Genomic DNA, 18,144 nt, shown 5'->3' on the forward strand with positions numbered 1-18,144 from the left:
AAGGCGGAATCATGGCACAAACCCAAGAAGGCTCCACACTGCTCGGCGATCCACGCTGGCACAACAAGATTCTCAGTGACGGATGGGTGCCTGGCACCGGTGAGTCGCTGAACATTACCGAGCCGGCCACCGGCAAACAACTTGGTTCCATTGGGTCGGCGAGCCCGCAGGACGTGAATGCGGCAGCAACCCGAGCAGCAGAGGTACAAAAGGAGTGGGCGGCTGTGAAGCCCACCGAGCGGGCGGCTATCCTGCGTCGAGCCGGGCAACTGTTTGAGGAACATGCCGCCGAGCTCCAACCATGGATTATGCAAGAAACCGGTGCGATCCCACCAAAGGCAGATTTGGAACTGCACGTCGCGGCCCAGGAATGTTATGAAGCGGCAGCACTTTGTACTGCACCATCGGGGGAGGTGCTCAGCACCGATGACCCACGCTGGTCCTTCGCACGACGTCGTCCAGCAGGCGTCGTCGCCGTCATCTCACCGTTCAACTTCCCGCTGATTCTGTCCATCCGATCAGTCGTGCCCGCACTGGCCTTGGGCAACACGGTCTTGTTGAAACCTGATCCACGCACCTCGGTCACCGGTGGGCTCATGATCGCGCGCGTTCTTGAAGAAGCAGGCCTGCCAGAAGGCGCCCTGCATTTGTTGCCCGGTGGTGGTGACACGGGTGCCGCCATGGTCGATGCACCCGAGGTGCGGATCGTGTCCTTTACCGGGTCCACAGCAGCCGGGCGGAAAGTCGGCGAAGCCGCCAGCCGGAATCTCAAACGCGCTCACCTTGAACTGGGCGGCAATAACGCACTCGTCGTGTTGCCCGGAGCCGATCTGGATGCCGCGGTATCGGCGGGCGCCTTTGGTTCGTTTATGCATCAGGGCCAGGTGTGTATGACCGCCGGACGGCACCTCGTCCACGAATCGCTGGTCGAAGAATACACCAAGAAACTGGCGGAGAAGGCCAAGAACCTGCCCATCGGCGACCCTTCAGCAGAACAAGTTGCGCTGGGCCCGATTATCGATGCCGGCCAGCGAGATAATGTCCACGCCATCGTCCAGAACGCGCAGACCCAGGGTGCCCAACTCGAAGCAGGCGGCGATTATACTGACCTGTTCTATTCAGCCACCGTGCTGTCCAATGTGGCAGCAGATAATACGGCGTGGTCCGATGAGATCTTTGGCCCAGTGGCTCCGGTGATGTCTTTTGGCAGCATCGAAGAAGCAGCCGCTATCGTGAATTCATCCGAGTACGGTCTCGCGGTCGGCATCCTGGGTGACGTCGGCCCTGCCATGGAACTCGCCGATCTGGTGCATTCCGGAAAAGTTCACATCAACGAACAAACCGTTGGCGATGAAGCCAATGCGCCGTTCGGCGGTGTCGGCGCTTCCGGTACCGGATCACGCTTTGGCGGCGCTTCGGCGAACCTCGACGCCTTCACCGAAACGCAGTGGCTGACTGTTCGACCTTCCATTGCGCAGTATCCGTTCTAGAGCGACGGGGCAATGGGCTTCTTCAACGATGATGAGGAACAGGGTGCCGGTCGCAAACGCAAGAACATCGAACCGGGTGATGGGCATTTGCTCAAGCCGTTTCGTTTCTGGCAACTGCTCGGCCGGTCCCTGTTCTACGCCCCGCTGCAGTCAGATGCGGGGCATGACCTGACCTACGCGGTTAGTGTCGACTACTTTGACTGGGAGGACAAAGCAGACCTGTATCTGAACGGCAGACATCACGCGCGTGCCAAACTACCGGCCACGTTGCCCGTAGAAGGTGGCGCCATTGAAGTTGCCGCCACAGCCTATGGGCTCAAGCGCATGCACTACGTGAGTCAGGATGGCGCGTCACGAGTGTTGCAACCAGATCCTGCAAGTGCTGAAGGGTTGCGAGCAAAACTCACGCGGAAAGCACCGGGTGTAAGTCGTGCGATTGGTGTAGTGGCCATCCTGATTCTGCTGACGCTGTTGCCTGTCGGGCTACTGCAGCTGGCTGAGATCCTGACAGAAACCGAGTTTGCGCAACAATATGTGGACCCGTTTACCTCGCCCATCAAGCTGCCAGATTGGGCGAGTACCCCGGCACTGGTCTTGAGTATCCTGGCCGCCACCGAGCGGGCGCTCACCTTGCGAACTCACTGGCTCATCGATTTAGAAACCGGCTGGTTCGATTAGACGGGTGGGCCCATGATCAACAGGGTCACGTAGAGGGCCACGACCAGGGCAAGAATGATCAGAATGCTCAGCGCCGGGTGGTTGATGATCCACCGCAACAGACGGTCATGCCAGGTATGATCTCGCGGATCCGCGGTCGCGGTGCGACGCCATTGCCCATCGAGACGACCACTGCGCTGCAACCACACATCCACCGGCACGGTGGCAAAGGGAATCACGGCGCTGACAATAGCGATCGCGGCTGGCCCGGGTGCCCACCGCTGGTTTTTCGTCATCAAGACCGCGGTCGCACCATAGGACAAGAACACGAACCCGTGGATACCACCACCGATGGTCACAGCCATATCCCAGTCCAGCACAGCCCGCAAAATGAGCCCACCGATCAGCAGCGTCCAAGAGATGACTTCGGCAATAGCAAAGAAGCGGAAAAACTTACGGGGCGTAGCGAACATGCGGATCCTCGAAACGGGTAGGGCTGGTGACAATACCAACCAACTATTCTAATCGTCACGAGCGCGGTGCCCAAAAGCGTCGAAGTACTCGGCCCTTTCGGAAAGATGGCCAGGCTACGACAATGGGTAGAGAGGCGCTCGCGAAACCTGCGCTGCATCACACCGATGAGCCTCACCGTCGCGACGTCTGGTTTTTCGTAGAAGATAACACCCTTGAAAGGAGTGTCATCATGACCACGAACCAATCTGATATCACCTTGCAGCAAGCTCAAACCGTCGTGGACGCTTGCATGCGTCGCGCCGAAGAGATCGACCTGAAAATGAACGCCGCAGTTGTTGACGCGGGTGCCAATCTCAAAGCATTCAACCGTATGGACGGTGCCTGGTTGGGTAGCATCGACATCTCGATGAAAAAAGCCCGCACCGCCCGGTATTTTGATATGGAAACCGGCGACCTGTCACCAATGGTGCAGCCAGGCGAGCAGCTGTACCACGTTGAATTTTCCAACGACGGGCTCATCACCTTTCCAGGTGGCATTCCGTTGAAACTCGACGACGGCACCGTGGTCGGTGCAGTTGGTGTCAGCGGTTCCACCGTCGACAACGATCAGACGGTGGCCGAAGCCGGCGTGCAAGCCTTCGAGTCAGCGCCTAAATAATCTTTTGTTCATCACACAGCCTATGAATTTGCACCGTATAGGAGTGAAGAAGAACCAATGAAAGCTGTTGTATATAAAGGACCGTATGAAGTAGCGGTCGAAGATGTCGAGGATCCGAAAATTCAGGATCCCACCGATGTCATCGTACGCATAACCTCCACCGCCATCTGCGGATCCGACCTGCACATGTATGAAGGCCGTACCGATGCCGAACCGGGCATTAGCTTCGGTCACGAGAACATGGGCATCGTCGAGGAAGTCGGCTCCGGTGTCACCACCGTGAGCAAAGGCGACCGCGTGGTCATGCCCTTCAACGTTGCCTGTGGCTTCTGCGATAACTGTCGCGCCGGTAAATCCGCATTCTGTTTGACCGTCAATGATCCGGGTATGGCTGGTGGTGCCTACGGTTACGTGGGCATGGGGCCATACGCTGGGGGCCAGGCAGAAATGCTGCGCGTACCGTTCGCGGACTACAACTGCGTCCAGTTGCCGAAAGGTAACGAACACGAAAAAGACTTCGCGATGCTCGCAGATATTTTCCCGACCGGGTACCACGCGACTGAACTGGCCGGCGTGAAGCCGGGCGAAACAGTGGCAGTCTACGGTGCCGGCCCAGTTGGTCAGATGGCCGCGTATTCAGCGTTGCTGAAGGGTGCCAGCCGTGTGTTTGTTGTGGATAACAAATCAGACCGGTTAGATATCGCCAAAAACATGGGCGCCGAGCCGATTAACTTCGACGACGGCGACCCTGCCCAACAGATTCACGACAAGGTGCAAGCCTATGGTGTAGACCGGGGGATTGATGCTGTCGGCTATCAGGCGACCGTCTCCTCGGGTGAAGAACAACCAGCCATCGTGCTGAATCAGCTCGTGGATACGGTTCGTCATACCGGGGGTCTTGGCATTGTCGGTCTCTATCTGCCGTCGGATCCCGGTGCTCCAAATGAGCACGCGGCCAAGGGCGAGCTGCTGTTCCGCATTGGCCGGTTCTTTGAGAAGGGCCAGTTCATGGGGACCGGCCAGGCCGATGCTAAACAGTATGCGCATAAGCTGCGTGATCTGATTATCGCCGGTCGTGCTGAGCCAAACTTCGTGGTGTCTCAAGAACTCCCGTTGGCTGACGCGCCAGATGCATATCGTCGATTCGATAACCGCGAGTCGGGATATACCAAGGTGCTCCTCCAGCCAGGACGCTAAGATTCAACAACCAGCTTGAGCCCGACCGTAATCGGCCGGGCTCGAGCTGTGTCGGAAATCTTTAGGAACGGCCTGATGCGTCATCCGAGGCAGGCTGTGGAAGATCTGGCCGGAAACGCGACACCGCGAACAGGCCAACGAACAAGATGACTACGTGGAGCACAAGTGAAAGGCCCATCGCAGTCGAGAAGCCGGTGAATTGTAGACTGATTTGCATCACGGCGCCGACTGCTGCCGCGCCGATGACCGCCCCAACCTGACGTGAGGTGTTGTAGACACCGGAACCAGCGCCAACCAGATGGCCGGGCAGTTGGCGCATTGAGATGGCAGAGTTCGCCGACCAGCTCAGCGCATTGGCTGCACCCTGGAATACCAACGGTACGACGAGCCAGCCAACCGCCACCTCAGACATGATCAGGATGGCAAATAACGCCATCGAGGTGATCATCGAACTCAATCCGATGATCGAGATCCGACCGGGCGGTAGCTTATCCGTCAGACGTCCCAGAAACGGTGCCAAACTCACCGAGACGGCAGCCATCGGTAACATGAGTAATCCAGCCGTTTCGGCGTTGAGGCCCGCGCCGAGTTGGAGATACAGCATGATCGGCAGATTGACCGAATACACCGTGAATCCGAGGGTGGAGACCGACACAGCACCCCAGCGGAAATTGCGGAAGCGAAAGAGCTCGAGCGGCATCAACGCGTCACGGCCCAGACGCTGAGCGCGTCGTTGCAGCCACACAAACAACACCAGCGCGGCGATACCCAGCACGAGCACACCGAAGAGCCACCCGGGCCAGCCGAACTCGGGTCCTTGTTGCAAAGTGAAGACGATGCCCAGAATGGCGACCAGCGAAATCAGGGCACTGAACAGGTCGATGCGTCCCACGCCAGCGGGCAGTTTCGGCACCCACAACGCCACCAGAATGAAGGCGAGCACGCCGAACGGGATATACAAGAAGAAGACCCAGCGCCATCCGAGGCCACCGACCAACAGGCCACCGGCGACCGGGCCGAAAAGTCCCGAGGAACTGGCGACCGCCGACCAAACGCCCATGGCCGCGCCACGTTTGGTCACCGGAAAGATGCGGTTGATGACGCTCAGCGGCTGCGGATTCAATAGCGAGGCGCCAAACCCCTGGATGGCGCGAGCAACGATCAGCAGTTCAATGGTCGGCGCAAACGCACAGGCTGTGGCTGCCAGCGTGAAAATGGCCATCCCCACCAGGTAGACATTGCGCTGCCCAAACCGGTCGCCAAGTCGTCCGGTGACCAGTAACGGCACAGCGAACGTGAGCAGGTAGATGGCCGAAACCCAGACCGCTTGGTTCACCGTGGCATCGAATTCCTCGGTAATGCGAGGTAGGGCAACAGCGACCAGCGACTGGTCGAGCAAGGTTATAAAGAGGCCTACACACAGGGCACCGAGAGCTTTCCACACCCTGGCAATGCTAGAGCGCGGTCGTCAGGAGTCAAGGAGGTCGCTCACAGTAACTCTCAAAGCGTGCTGACATTACCTGTTACCGTGATCCGTGGCACACAACACCGGGCAGATATCACCACCTTGAGGAGTCTTCTGTGAACGAGGGTCCAAACGCTCTGCTGCTGGCGGTAATCGGCGTCATCATTATGATCGCCGGCTACTTCCTGTATTCGAAATATCTTTCCAAAAAAGTTTTCAAACTCAATGCTGAGTTCAAGACTCCTGCTCATGCGTTCAATGACGGAACCGACTATGTTCCGACGAATAAGTTTGTGCTGTGGGGTCACCATTTCACCTCGGTAGCCGGTGCCGCACCCATCGTGGGGCCTGCCATTGCCGTGATTTGGGGCTGGCTCCCGGCATTTCTGTGGGTCGTGTTCGGTACGGTCTTCTTTGCCGGCATGCACGATCTTGGCTCACTGTGGGCTTCTGCCAGGAACAAAGGGCAGTCGTTAGGAACCCTGTCCGGGCGCTATATTGGTCCGCGCGGTCGAAACCTGTTCTTGGTGGTCATCTTCTTCCTGTTGATGATGGTCATTGCCGCATTCGCCACAGTGACCTCAGGTCTATTGGTCGATTCACCAACCGCTGTCATCCCAACCTGGGGCGCGCTGATCATTGCGGTGTTTGTGGGCCAAGCGATGTACCGCTGGAACTGGAACCTTCCGATCGTCACGGTGGTCGGTGTGGCAGCGCTGTGTATCTTGGTGCCGATTGGGAATGCTTTCCCGCTGGCGTTCCCAGAAGAACTGATGGGTCTGCCCGCAGAAACCTGGTGGATCCTCATCTTGTTCGTTTACGGTGCGGTCGCTTCGCTGCTGCCAGTCTGGGTATTGATGCAGCCACGCGACTACATCAATGGTCTGCTGCTGTTCATCGGCCTGGGGATCCTTTACGCCTCCTTCGCGATTGCAACGCCAACCGTTGTGGCTCCGGCAATCAATGAGAATGTACCGGCTGATACGCCATCGTTGATGCCATTGTTATTCGTGACGATTGCGTGTGGTGCGATCTCTGGATTCCACGGCACCGTCTCTTCTGGCACGACAGCAAAGCAAATCGACCGCGAAACCGACGGTCGTTTCGTCGGCTACTTTGGTGCGGTTGGTGAAGGACTCCTCGCGCTGGGCACGATCATCGTAGTCACGGCGGGCTTCCGCACACTGGCCGATTGGGAAGAGATCTACTCCAGCTTCGAAAATGGCGGTGTCGAGGTGTTTGTTGAAGCCGGTGGCACGCTCGTCAATCAGGGCCTCGGCTTGCCGGAGTCGTTGAGCTCGACCATTCTGGCAACCATGGCCGTCCTGTTTGCAGCGACCACGATGGACACCGCGGTGCGACTCCAGCGCTATGTCGTACAAGAAATCGGCGAAGTCTTCAACCTAAGAATCGGCATGTACACAGCAACCGCCATTGCCGTTGGCGTGTGTCTGGCATTGACGTTCTCGGCGGGCGCTGACGGTTCAGGCGGTGTGCTGATCTGGCCACTGTTCGGTACCACCAACCAGTTGCTTGCCGCACTGACCCTGGGCATCATCGTGGTCATGTTGATGCGCAAGGGGCGGCCGTACCTGCCAGCGCTCATCCCGATGGTATTCGTGCTGTTCGTATCCATCTACGCCCTCATTATCCAGGTTGGTCAGTTCTACAACCAGGGCAACTGGCTGCTGTTCGGCCTGGATATCGTCATCCTGATCGCCGCGGTCTGGGTGATGATCGAAGCCAGTCTTGCTATGGTGAGAGCCAGAACACAACAACCAGAGCCAGAAGACGACGAGCTGCTCACCGCAGACGAGAAGCTTCCGGTCGGTACCCCACAGAAATAGGCAAGAACAATGGGTTGGTGGCAACGCTTCAGTGCAGGATTACGGGAGTACTACATTGCTCCCTACCGCCGGACGTTTGCTCGTGCCAAGCGCGACGAAGAAGACCTGTTCATGATGCTCGTCATGTCTGAAGCGCTGGGCGTGCCCAACCCCGCCTCTGGGGTCACCCTCGAGTTGCTGCCGGAAATGTTGGATCGCATGCACGACTGGCATATCCGGCAGGGGATGGACAACTCGCCGTTTGACGGTATGAGCTGCTGCTGAAAGGCGCCCGCATATGTTGCTGAACCTCGCCGGACAACGCAAAGTGCTGTTCTTAGGTGGCAAGGGCGGTGTCGGCAAAACCGTCACCGCTTCAGCCGTGGCGCTTCACCAGGCCGAAGCCGGGCGGAAGGTCTTGTTGGTCTCCACGGATCCTGCACATAATCTGGGCCATCTGTGGGAGCAGTCGGTCGGCGATGACCAGGTCGAGCTATTTCGTTCCGGTGACGGTGTGGTCCACGGTGTAGAAATCGACCCGCAGCGTACGATCGATGCCTACCTGGCCGAGGTCGGTGTCACCCTGCGAGATTTCATGCCCGAGCACCTGCACCCACAAGTCGACCAACACCTCAAGCTGGCCGCCCAAACCCCGGGTACGCACGAGTCCGCGATGCTTGAACGCATGGCAGCAACCATCGAATATGGGCTCGATGAGCATGATTTCTTGATCTTTGATACCGCACCCTCCGGGCATACCGCACGGCTCATGGCGTTACCCGAGATTATGACCTTCTGGACGGAAGGGCTGCTCAATCGCCGTACCAAGGCGGAAAAATTCGGTGCGGCTATTCGAGCTTTGGACAATCATGATGATCCACAATCCGCATCCGGGGAAAGTCGTGATCGGCGGATCCGCCAGATGCTGTTGCGCCGCAAGAACCGCTTCGAGATGATGCGCAACGTGCTCACCGACGCCAAACTCACCAGTTTTGTGATTGTACTGATTCCAGAACGGGTGCCGGTACTGGAAACCGTTGAACTGTATGCAGACCTACGCGAAACCGGCGTCGACGTCGGAGGTTTTGTGGTCAACCGTCTGTCACCTACCGACGCGGGCGACTTTCTCGCCTCGCGGCGAGTCCAAGAAGATCACCACGTGCAGTCCTTGCGCGCAGAGCTGCCCAGGGTACCCATCGACACGGTACCGTTGCTCGCAACCGATCTGGTCGGTCGCGACGCACTGCGCCAGTTAGCACAACAGCTCAGCTAGGACACCGCAAGACACAGAAGACTACACCCGTCCTTAGGTGCGTCATTGACTATAGTGTGTGTTGCACAGTATCGTGTTGCATATGGCTGAAGCTTTTGAAACCCACCTGCAGGAACTCCGGCGCGGTACTGTCGTGCTGGCATGTTTGCAGTTGTTGCGCACCCCGGGGTATGGCTACGGGCTGCTCGAGGATCTGCAGCGCACCGGGTTCGATACCGAAGCGAACACGCTCTACCCACTGTTGCGTCGTTTGGAGAAGCAAGGGCATTTGACCAGCCATTGGAATACTGATGAATCGCGTCCGCGAAAGTTTTACCAGACTTCGCGCGACGGGCTCCAGCTCGCCGAGGCTATGCGCACCGAATGGACAAAGCTCACCGACGCAATCGACTCCTTGCCTGAAGATCCCCTCACCGATGAGAAGAACTGACATGACTACTCCACTTCCTGAACGTTATATCGCAGCAACCGTCAAAGATCTCCCGACAGAATTGCAGGCTGAAGTCCGGCCAGAACTCGAGGCGTCGATTGCAGACGCCATCGACGCACGCATGGCCCAAGGTGAAGATCGTGCAACAGCTGAACGCGAGGTGCTCACCGACCTCGGGGACCCCGCGGTGCTCGCCGCGGGATACACCGAGCGACCATTACAGTTGATTGGTCCACGGGTATATCTGCAGTGGTGGCATCTGTTGAAGCTGCTGCTGTTCATCGTGCCGGCAACAGTCTTCGTGGTGGCCGCCGTCGCGCAGGTGCTCGCAGGCAGTTCCTTTGGCGATGTGCTCGGTGCAGCTATACCGGCCACCATTACGGCCACGCTACACGTGTGTTTCTGGGTGACCCTGGTCTTTGCCATCATCGAGCGTTCGGGGACTGATACCGGCATCACCTGGGACGTCGACCAGCTCCCGGAACCGCGAGAAGAACACCCGGGAGGCTCTGATTTGATCGCCTCGCTCGTGTTCCTTGGCCTCGTGCTGGTTGCCTTGATCTGGGATCAAATCCCCGGTTTTATTCGCATCAATGAAGAAGCCGTTCCTATCCTGAACCCTGATCTATGGCCCTGGGCAATGCTCGGACTGTTGGCGCTGGTCGGCCTCGAAATCGGCTTTGCGGTCGTCCTCTACGTGCGTCGGGGGTGGAGCACCACGCTGGCGATCGTTAACACTGCGTTGAGTGTGCTCTTCTTCAGCTGGGTCATCAGTCTATTGGCACCCGGAGAACTGTTCAGTGAGCAACTCCTAGGCCTTGCGGTGAATAATGGGCTCAACGACGATACGCTCTACACGCTTGCCGTCGTCTTTGGCTGTGGTATCGCCATCATCTGTCTCTGGGACACCATTGACGGTTGGATCAAAACCCACCGGGCCAAGGTTTCACACACTGCCCAACAGCAGCCAACCCCCGCCGACTAAACACGCCATGGTGATGAGCCAAAAGAGCCCAATCCAGATGCCACTCGACAGATGGGTGAGCCCCGCGAGCTGATCGGCGTCGCTTCTGCCGCGACTCCGCTTGCAGCGTCGACTGCGTTGCAACTCCACGACGGCACGCGGCGCCACGAACAATAGGGACCAGGCCAGGATATATGCCGCGATCGACAAGATCTCTGGTGTGGCAGTCCAGGACAATGCTGCGACGCCCACACCGGTAACGAGCACAACCCACAGCCCGTAGAGATTTCGTATCAGCAGCAACATCAGGGCACACAACACGACCAGTGCCCACAGCGTACCGGCAGCATAGCCATGGCTCACCAGCCATGCGCTGGCCAAGCCCACGATCGCCGGTGCGGGATAGCCTGCCATGAGGGTGGCGATCATCCCCGGGCCGCGGGGTTTGCCGCGGGACACCGTCAAACCCGAGGTGTCGGAGTGCAAACGGATACCGCTCAGGCGCCGACCAACAAAGACCGCGACTAGGGCGTGGCCTGCTTCATGCAAGAGGGTGGCCAGGTGTCGAACCACTCGGTATCCAAGCGGCGACCAGGTCAACAACAGCGCGGCAAGACCGGCGACCAACACCCAGATATCGGGCAGCGGTGGTTGCACACCGGTTGCACGTTCCCATAATTCGTCAAACACCTGACCACTTATAGCAGAACCGGCTGAAAAGTGGGCGTGAGTTTTTCGGCCGTGTAGTGAATGTGCGTCACCTCGGCAGTTTGCTCAGCTTGTACCTCTAGTCTGTACCGAGCAATCTTTCATCTGGACGCATCGCGAGCTGCATTGTCGTGTCGTGATGCCCTCACATCGAAGGGAAATACCTTCCATGACCGAACCTGATCTGGTGCTCACCATCGCTGGTCTGGCAATTATCGGTGCCACCGTTGGTTTGCTTATCTGGGGCAAAGTCTCACCCGTTGTCGCTATGGCACTGGTGCCCACCGTGGGTGCCCTTGTGTTAGGTTACGGCTTCGAGGAGCTCCAGACGTTCTTTAGCTCTGGTATGGACCAGGTGATGAGCGTGGTGGTGATGTTTATCTTCGCCATCATATTCTTCGGGATATTATCTGATGCTGGACTCTTTGATCCGGTCATTCGAAGGCTCATTCTGTTGACGCGGGGCCGGGTCCTACTGGTCGCGATTGGCACCGTGCTCATCGGTGCTCTGGCACACCTCGACGGTGCGGGCGCAACCACCTTCCTGCTTACTATTCCCGCGTTGCTTCCGCTGTATCAAGCCCTGAATATGAGTAAATATCTCCTCTTGCTGCTGGTGAGCTTGTCGGCCTCGATCATGAACATGGTGCCCTGGGGTGGGCCGTTGATCCGGGCCGCTTCGGTGATCGGTGAAGAACCCGGGGAAATGTACCAGCAACTCGTCCCGCTACAGGGTGCCGGTTTGCTCATGTTGTTGGCCCTCGCTGTGCTGTTGGGGCTGCGTGAAATCCGTCGGATCAACGCCAAGGTCGGAGCCGGTCTCGTGACCTCGACAGGCAATGTGGACGTCTCGCAGATCGCCGATGACTTTACTGCCCGCCAGAAGGAAGAGCGCAAAGACTTAGAAGGCAAAATCAACGCCAATAAGGTCATCTACTGGTTGAACATCGTGGTGGTCATTGCCGTGCTCGCCACGATGCTCGCCGGTTGGCTGGAGCCAGCCCTGAGCTTTGTGCTGGGTGTCGCCGTGCTGTTGCCGATGAACTTCAACTCGGCAAAATTACAGATGGACCGTATGAAAGCTCATGCACCAAACGCACTCATGATGGCCTCGGTCATCATTGCAGCCGCGGTGTTCCTCGGTGTGCTCAATGAATCCGGCATGTTAGAAAACGTGGCGCTTGCGATGCTGCAGATCATTCCAGAATCTGTCGGCCAATACCTACACCTCATTGTTGGGTTCTTCGGTGTGCCACTGGATATGTTGACATCGACCGATGCCTACTACTTCTCCGTGCTGCCACTGGTGGAAGCCACGGCTGGTGAGTTTGGGGTTGCTGCGTCGTCCACCGCTTTCGCGCTTGTCATTGGTAACGTGATCGGTACCTTCGTGAGCCCATTTGCGCCCGCCGTCTGGTTAGCCATGGGCCTGGCCGAAGCCGACATCGGTAAACACATCCGCTACTCGTTCGTCATCATGTGGGGCTTCAGTGTCGCGCTGCTGCTGGTGGCAGTCTTGATGGGGATCGTCCAGGTATAACAGAAAGAACAGCACGTGACATCACTGACCTGGGTTGAACAGAATGCTAGCTTAGGCGTGGCAGAAGACCTGGCGTATTCGACCACCCTGCTGCGCGCGGTGCAGCACGGTGTGCTGAGCGGGCCCATCGTGCGGATCTACCGTCCGGAGCCCACGGTGTCATTCGGTCAGCAAGACACCCGTATGGACGGCTACGATAAGGCTGTTCAACACAGCACCCAGCACGGTTTTGCCCCGATGGTTCGCAAAGTTGGCGGTCGAGCCGCAGCGTATCATCCTGGTTCGCTGGTCATCGACCATATCCAGCCCGAAGAAGACGCGATGTTTGGGTTTCGGCAGCGGTTCGAATATTTCGGTGAACTGTTCACCAGCACATTGCAGCACTTGGGCGTGAACGCAGCAGTCGGCGAAATCCCCGGCGAATACTGCGCCGGAGAATATTCGGTGCACGCGGTGTTGGACGACAATCATCGCATCAAAATCGCCGGGAGCGCACAACGCGTCGTGAAGGGCGCATGGTTGTTCTCCACGAGTCTAGTGGTTGAAAACGGCCAGGCCGTTCGCGATGTGCTGACCGATGTGTATTCGGCACTCGGGCTCGACTTTGATTCACGGACGGCAGGTGCAGCCGAGGACGCCGCAGCCGGGGTGACCGTCCCCGATGTAATCGACGAACTGCTGGCCCAGTACCAACGCGAATTTCTTAACGGCGGGCACACCGGAAAAGACTTCTACCGTCTCGAGGGTTTGAGTTGGCAAGACCTGCTGAGGACTGTCCCGTCCGAGCCAGACAAGGCGTGACAATCTACCCTGTTTATGCTCTAGCATGGAGCCATGCTGACCCCCGTGCTGCTTCTGTTGCTTGGCATTGTTGTGATCCTGGTGATCATCGCAGCCAACGGCTACTTTGTCGCCCAAGAATTCGCGTATATGTCTGTGGACCGGGCACAGCTCACCGCGCAAGCAGACGAGGGCGATGCATCAGCTAAGCAGGCGTTAAAAGTCACCCGCCGGACCTCATTTATGCTCTCTGGGGCCCAACTGGGAATCACGGTGACCGGCCTGCTGGTCGGTTATGTCGCCGAACCGCTGGTCGGTCAGAGCCTGGGGACATTGCTCGGCGGCGTCGGTGTGCCACCAGCCGTCAGCATTTCGATCGGTACGGTGGTGGCTCTCGGGCTCTCAACCGTGGTCCAGATGATCTTCGGGGAGCTCTACCCAAAGAACCTGGCCATCGCCAACCCCGGACCCCTGGCGCGGGGGCTAGCCAGATCCACAAATATTTACCTAGGCATCTTCGGATGGCTCATCACCATCTTCGATCATGCCGCCAACGGCTTGCTCCGGCTTTTGCGCATCCAACCCGTCGAAGACCTCGATAGTAGCGCCAACGCCAGCGACCTCCAACACATCGTGTCTGACTCTCGGGAATCCGGACATTTGGAAGACCACCTGTCGCTGATGCTGGATCGCATTATCGACTTCCCACAGCGCGACGTGGAGCACGCGATGGTGCCGTGGGCCAAGACCGACACCGTCGATTCGGATACGACCATCGGCGAGGTCCGCGCCAGAATGGCAGTGGCACACACACGGTATGCGGTACTGGGCGAAGATGATGAACCCATCGGAGTGGTACACCTGCTCGATGTACTGGGCTCATCGTCGACACCGGATGAACCGGTCGTCACCATCATGCGAGACCCGGTCATTGTGCCCATGGTCATGATGTTGCCCCAAGCCCTAGAGCGGCTCTTGGAAGCCGAAGAGGAATTTGCCTGCGTCATCGATGAATACGGTGGTTTGGCAGGAATTCTGACGATCGAAGATCTCGCCGAAGAAGTCGCCGGTGAACTCACAGACGAACACGACGTCGAGATCCCCACAACAATCGAACCCCAGGGGAGCCAAACATGGAAAGTTGCCGGCGATCTACCAATCGATGAGGTAGAACGTGAGATTGGCCAGCGTCTGCCCCGTGGTGACTACGAAACGGTTGCCGGCATGCTCATCGCCTACCTGCAAGATCTGCCAAAAGTTGACCAATCTATTCGGATGGAACTACCGCAGATGCCTTCGGATCTCATTCGTGATGAACCCTTGGCCCGATACCTTCATGTCAGCGTGCTAGGCCTGGATAAACGAGTGCCCACACTGGTTGAAATGTCGCTGGAGTCCGTCAGTGATGACGCTACGTCGCAGGAGGAGGTCCAGAAATGACGAATCCGTGGATCGTTTTGCTCGTCACGATCGCCATCATTGGCCTCAGCGCGTTCTTCGTGATCATTGAGTTCGCCCTGCTAGGCGCGCGCTCTCACCGACTGGAAGATAAAGCCGTCACGAGTAAGTCTGCCCGAGCTGCACTGCGGGGCATCAACGAACTGACCATGATGCTAGCCGGGGCACAACTGGGCATCACCGCGTGTACCTTTGCTCTGGGGGCGATTACCAAACCGGCAGTCGATGCTTGGCTCTCGGTACCTTTGCAGGCCACTGGGTTGCCAGGTTGGCTGACAGGCGGTGCATCGTTTGTGCTGTCGCTGCTGATCGTCACCTTCTTGCACCTGGTCGTCGGTGAGATGGCCCCTAAATCCTGGGCCATCGCCCACCCCGAGCGCGCGGCACTCACCATCGGTTTGCCAGCACGTGGCTTTGTCAAAGTGTTTGCTCCACTATTACGCTGGATCAACTCGATTGCCAACCGTCTCGTGGCAGCCTCCGGTGTTGAACCCGTAGACCGGGCCGCAGTGGGTGGCCGAGACGCCGCAACCATCCGCCGACTCGTCGAACACTCAGCCAACGTCGGAGCATTGGAAGACAAGGTCGGCGCCCCGATCTCTGGCGCGCTCGAACTGGAAACACTGCAGGTGGAAGATCTCATCGCCCCTGACAATCCGCCCGCACAAGTCACCGCGGGCCAGACCGTCGCTGACCTGCAACACGCTGCACGCCGATCAGGGCACATGCGTATTCTCGTCAATAACGGCGACGACGCACCGGGGGTGATCCACGTTCGTGACACACTACTGGAACCCGCAGAACGTACCGTTGATGCGCTTGGTCGCGCGGCCTTCGTCGTGCCCGTAGGAACTCCAGTCCACGAAGCCATGGCGCAGATGCGCCGGTCAAGCGAGCAGCTTGCCGTCGTGGTCGATGACGCAGGCCACTTCCGCGGTATTATCACGTTCAACGATGCCGTGCGCCGCTTATTGCCACGTGACGAAGCAACCGCGGGCTAAATCCACCCCTGCTCCCAGGCATATTGCGAAGCCTCGGCGCGAGTATTGACTCCGAGTTTTTGCATAGCCGTCGAGAGGTAATTTCGCACGGTGCCGTGTGCCAGGCTCAAGTGTTCGGCGATGTGCGCGACCGATGCGGCATCACGACCGGCGCGCAGTACATCCAGCTCACGGTCGGTCAAAGGACATTGCGTCGCGGATAATGCGGTGGCAGCAATATCTGGATCCACATAGCGCCGTCCGGTCATTACCTCGCGGAGCACATCGGCTAGCCGTTCCACCGGGGTCGATTTCGGCACGAAACCCGATACCTTTTCGGCCAATGCTCGGCGCAACACTCCGGGGCGTGCATGCCGGGTACAGATCACAACTTTGGTTGCGACCGTTCGAGAAATTTCTCTGGCGGCTTCCACACCGTCGAGTCCGGGCATCTCCAAATCTAAGACGCACACATCAGGGTTGAGCTGTTGTGCAGCCTCCACCGCGGCACGACCATCTTCCACTCCGGGGAGTACCTCAATATCGTCCTCCATGCCCAACAGTGTTTCCATAGCGGTGCGGATCATCGTCTCGTCATCGGCGATTAGAACGCGGATCATCAGGTGGCATCCTCAACAACGTGTGGGAGTATCGCCTGCAGTGTAAACATATTCTGCTCCTGATCAGTGTGCAACGCGCCTCCAGCCTGTTCAAAGCGTGTGCGTAACCCATCGAGCCCGGTGCCCTGGGTATGTTCAGTCGGCTCGGATGGCCTGGCTGCGCCATCGTTGCGAATCTTCAGATGCAGAGCGTCATCGGTGGTGAGCTCAATGGTCACGTGGTGGGCCTGAGCGTGCCGCAGAATATTCGTCGTGGCCTCACGGACCATGAAGCCCAGCAGTCTATTCGACTCCTTGATGCGGCTGTCTACCGCGGGCTCATCAGCATGCACTGTGGTCGTCACGCCGGCCGCTTCCAGTACGTCTTTGGCATTTTCCAGTTCGTCGCTCAATGAGACAACGCGGAGATCTCGGACGAGTTGGCGGGTTTCCAACTGTGCCTGCTCTGCCACAGACCGAACCTCACGAATTGCATCTTGTGCAGCCTGCTGGTGCTGGGCTGTGTCAGAAGCCAAGAATCGATCGGCCAGTTCGGCCTTCAACGCGATGACTTGGAGATGGTGACCTTGAATATCGTGCACGTCAGAGGCGAACCGTAACCGTTCTCTGGCAACCGCGAGTTGACCGCTAACAGTCCGTGCTTCATCGAGTCGGACGATCAGGCGCCAGAACCAGGCAGAAAACACGAAGGTCGACGGGGTCAGCACGACGTAGAAGACGAGACTGATCAAAAATTGGGCGTTGAAGAAGGCGGCTGTACCGGGGTTCAACACACCGTGCAATATGAGCAGCAGGACCCCAATGGCCAGTACCAGGAGTCGTTGGCGAGATCTCAGCAGTGCCAGCATGATGCTGAGCATCATCCACAACGGTATTGCGCCGTAGAGCGTGGCGCCCGGGATAAACACCGTCACGACCCGGCACAGCGCCGGTACCGCGAGCAGGGCTGCGGTGACGCGAAATGCTGGCCAACCGAAACCATAGTGGTCTCGAAGCAACCAGGAAGCGTATACACATGGGACAGCACTGCTGATATACAGCCCAAGCACCACCACGGACTGCCAGGTGGGACCATCAAGTGATGAAATTAATGCCACAGAAGCTACGGAGGCAATACCCGCGAGCGCGTGCGCCGACTATTCGATCGCTACGGTATTCCCGGTGTCACGCTGTTCGGCATGCTCTTTGTCTCCACGCATTTCATCGCGGTCGCACTCGTGTCTTTTGGGGCTCTTCGGAATTTTGGGTGTAGATCGGTTTGGTGACCGGGGTGTGTTGAAGGCATAAAAAAGTCGAGGTCTTTTCGAAGATGGAAGTGCTCAAACAACACATCTAAAGAAAGACCTCGACATGCCCAAGCCTACCTTCTCGCGCCCAGATTTTGACGCCTTTTGCATGCTCCGTAATTTCGGCGTGACGGTCACCGGTCAACATCTCGACCACGACCAGACCACGTTGGAATGTCGCATCGTAGACCGCGACAATTTCTGTCGTCGGTGCGGTGCCCAGGCCCGCGTGCGAGGCAGTGTGGTGCGCAACGTCACCCACGTGCCCATGGGCTGGCGGCCAACCCAGCTGCATTTGCGGTTGCGTCGGTATCGGTGTGATGCGTGTGCTTGTGTGT

The 18,144-nt window shown here is 58.1% G+C and carries 19 protein-coding genes; 14 read left to right on the plus strand and 5 right to left on the minus strand.

What is annotated here, in order from left to right:
• Positions 1-11 precede the first annotated feature (11 nt).
• Together ACYVJT_RS11435 and ACYVJT_RS11440 are read left to right on the plus strand one after the other, a co-directional pair.
• Positions 12-1,490 (plus strand): benzaldehyde dehydrogenase, encoded by a 1,479-nt coding sequence (locus tag ACYVJT_RS11435; RefSeq protein WP_343960172.1) that lies wholly within the window; start codon positions 12-14, stop codon positions 1,488-1,490.
• Positions 1,491-1,502: 12 nt separating this feature from the next.
• Complete coding sequence (locus ACYVJT_RS11440; RefSeq protein WP_343960174.1) at positions 1,503-2,168, plus strand: hypothetical protein; 666 nt, start codon at positions 1,503-1,505, stop codon at positions 2,166-2,168.
• Here ACYVJT_RS11440 and ACYVJT_RS11445 read toward each other — a convergent pair.
• Entirely contained in the window at positions 2,165-2,620 is a 456-nt protein-coding gene (locus ACYVJT_RS11445) for a DUF3817 domain-containing protein (protein WP_343960177.1), read from the minus strand. The genes ACYVJT_RS11440 and ACYVJT_RS11445 overlap by 4 nt on opposite strands.
• A gap of 230 nt (positions 2,621-2,850) precedes the next feature.
• On the opposite strand from ACYVJT_RS11445, the gene ACYVJT_RS11450 reads away from it, so the two are divergent.
• Both ACYVJT_RS11450 and ACYVJT_RS11455 read left to right on the plus strand, forming a co-directional pair.
• Positions 2,851-3,279 (plus strand): GlcG/HbpS family heme-binding protein, encoded by a 429-nt coding sequence (locus tag ACYVJT_RS11450; RefSeq protein WP_343960180.1) that lies wholly within the window; start codon positions 2,851-2,853, stop codon positions 3,277-3,279.
• A 57-nt stretch (positions 3,280-3,336) separates the two neighbouring features.
• The gene (locus tag ACYVJT_RS11455) at positions 3,337-4,476 is read left to right on the plus strand and encodes a glutathione-independent formaldehyde dehydrogenase (protein ID WP_343960182.1); all 1,140 of its coding nucleotides are present in this window, start codon (positions 3,337-3,339) and stop codon (positions 4,474-4,476) included.
• A gap of 61 nt (positions 4,477-4,537) precedes the next feature.
• Here ACYVJT_RS11455 and ACYVJT_RS11460 read toward each other — a convergent pair whose 3' ends face one another.
• Entirely contained in the window at positions 4,538-5,920 is a 1,383-nt protein-coding gene (locus ACYVJT_RS11460) for a DHA2 family efflux MFS transporter permease subunit (RefSeq protein ID WP_343960184.1), read from the minus strand.
• Between the two features lie 137 nt (positions 5,921-6,057).
• Here ACYVJT_RS11460 and ACYVJT_RS11465 point away from each other — a divergent pair, with 137 nt between their 5' ends.
• From ACYVJT_RS11465 to ACYVJT_RS11485, 5 genes are all read left to right on the plus strand, one after another.
• On the plus strand, positions 6,058-7,788 hold the full coding sequence (locus ACYVJT_RS11465; protein ID WP_343960186.1) for a carbon starvation CstA family protein: 1,731 nt from the start codon (positions 6,058-6,060) through the stop codon (positions 7,786-7,788).
• A gap of 9 nt (positions 7,789-7,797) precedes the next feature.
• Positions 7,798-8,052 (plus strand): cory-CC-star protein, encoded by a 255-nt coding sequence (locus tag ACYVJT_RS11470; protein ID WP_343960188.1) that lies wholly within the window; start codon positions 7,798-7,800, stop codon positions 8,050-8,052.
• A 13-nt stretch (positions 8,053-8,065) separates the two neighbouring features.
• Positions 8,066-9,040 (plus strand): ArsA family ATPase, encoded by a 975-nt coding sequence (locus ACYVJT_RS11475; protein ID WP_343960190.1) that lies wholly within the window; start codon positions 8,066-8,068, stop codon positions 9,038-9,040.
• Positions 9,041-9,122: 82 nt separating this feature from the next.
• On the plus strand, positions 9,123-9,470 hold the full coding sequence (locus tag ACYVJT_RS11480; protein WP_343960209.1) for a PadR family transcriptional regulator: 348 nt from the start codon (positions 9,123-9,125) through the stop codon (positions 9,468-9,470).
• A 1-nt stretch (position 9,471) separates the two neighbouring features.
• Positions 9,472-10,455: a permease prefix domain 1-containing protein gene (locus tag ACYVJT_RS11485; protein ID WP_343960192.1), complete on the plus strand. Its 984-nt coding sequence runs from the start codon at positions 9,472-9,474 to the stop codon at positions 10,453-10,455.
• Here the strand turns inward: ACYVJT_RS11485 and ACYVJT_RS11490 are convergent.
• Entirely contained in the window at positions 10,417-11,124 is a 708-nt protein-coding gene (locus ACYVJT_RS11490) for a M50 family metallopeptidase (RefSeq protein ID WP_343960194.1), read from the minus strand. The two genes, ACYVJT_RS11485 and ACYVJT_RS11490, sit on opposite strands and share 39 nt — an antisense overlap.
• Before the next feature lie 187 nt (positions 11,125-11,311).
• Between ACYVJT_RS11490 and ACYVJT_RS11495 the strand changes: the two genes are divergently transcribed.
• The 4 genes from ACYVJT_RS11495 to ACYVJT_RS11510 are packed head-to-tail and all read left to right on the plus strand — an operon-like array spanning position 11,312 to position 15,921.
• Positions 11,312-12,682 (plus strand): CitMHS family transporter, encoded by a 1,371-nt coding sequence (locus ACYVJT_RS11495; RefSeq protein WP_343960196.1) that lies wholly within the window; start codon positions 11,312-11,314, stop codon positions 12,680-12,682.
• Positions 12,683-12,697: 15 nt separating this feature from the next.
• Entirely contained in the window at positions 12,698-13,483 is a 786-nt protein-coding gene (locus tag ACYVJT_RS11500; protein ID WP_343960199.1) for a lipoate--protein ligase family protein, read from the plus strand.
• Between the two features lie 33 nt (positions 13,484-13,516).
• Positions 13,517-14,902, plus strand: a complete 1,386-nt coding sequence (locus ACYVJT_RS11505) for a hemolysin family protein (RefSeq protein ID WP_343960201.1) — start codon at positions 13,517-13,519, stop codon at positions 14,900-14,902.
• Entirely contained in the window at positions 14,899-15,921 is a 1,023-nt protein-coding gene (locus tag ACYVJT_RS11510; protein WP_343960203.1) for a CNNM domain-containing protein, read from the plus strand. The genes ACYVJT_RS11505 and ACYVJT_RS11510 overlap by 4 nt, the downstream gene beginning before the upstream one ends.
• Here ACYVJT_RS11510 and ACYVJT_RS11515 read toward each other — a convergent pair.
• Positions 15,918-16,520: a response regulator transcription factor gene (locus ACYVJT_RS11515; protein ID WP_343960205.1), complete on the minus strand. Its 603-nt coding sequence runs from the start codon at positions 16,518-16,520 to the stop codon at positions 15,918-15,920. The genes ACYVJT_RS11510 and ACYVJT_RS11515 overlap by 4 nt on opposite strands.
• On the minus strand, positions 16,520-17,617 hold the full coding sequence (locus ACYVJT_RS11520; protein ID WP_343960207.1) for a sensor histidine kinase: 1,098 nt from the start codon (positions 17,615-17,617) through the stop codon (positions 16,520-16,522). The genes ACYVJT_RS11515 and ACYVJT_RS11520 overlap by 1 nt, the downstream gene beginning before the upstream one ends.
• Before the next feature lie 298 nt (positions 17,618-17,915).
• Here ACYVJT_RS11520 and ACYVJT_RS11525 point away from each other — a divergent pair.
• Positions 17,916-18,144 (plus strand): transposase family protein (locus ACYVJT_RS11525; protein ID WP_499418407.1); only part of this gene is annotated, 229 nt, incomplete at its 3' end.

It is taken from the genome of Yaniella soli (assembly GCF_054782375.1).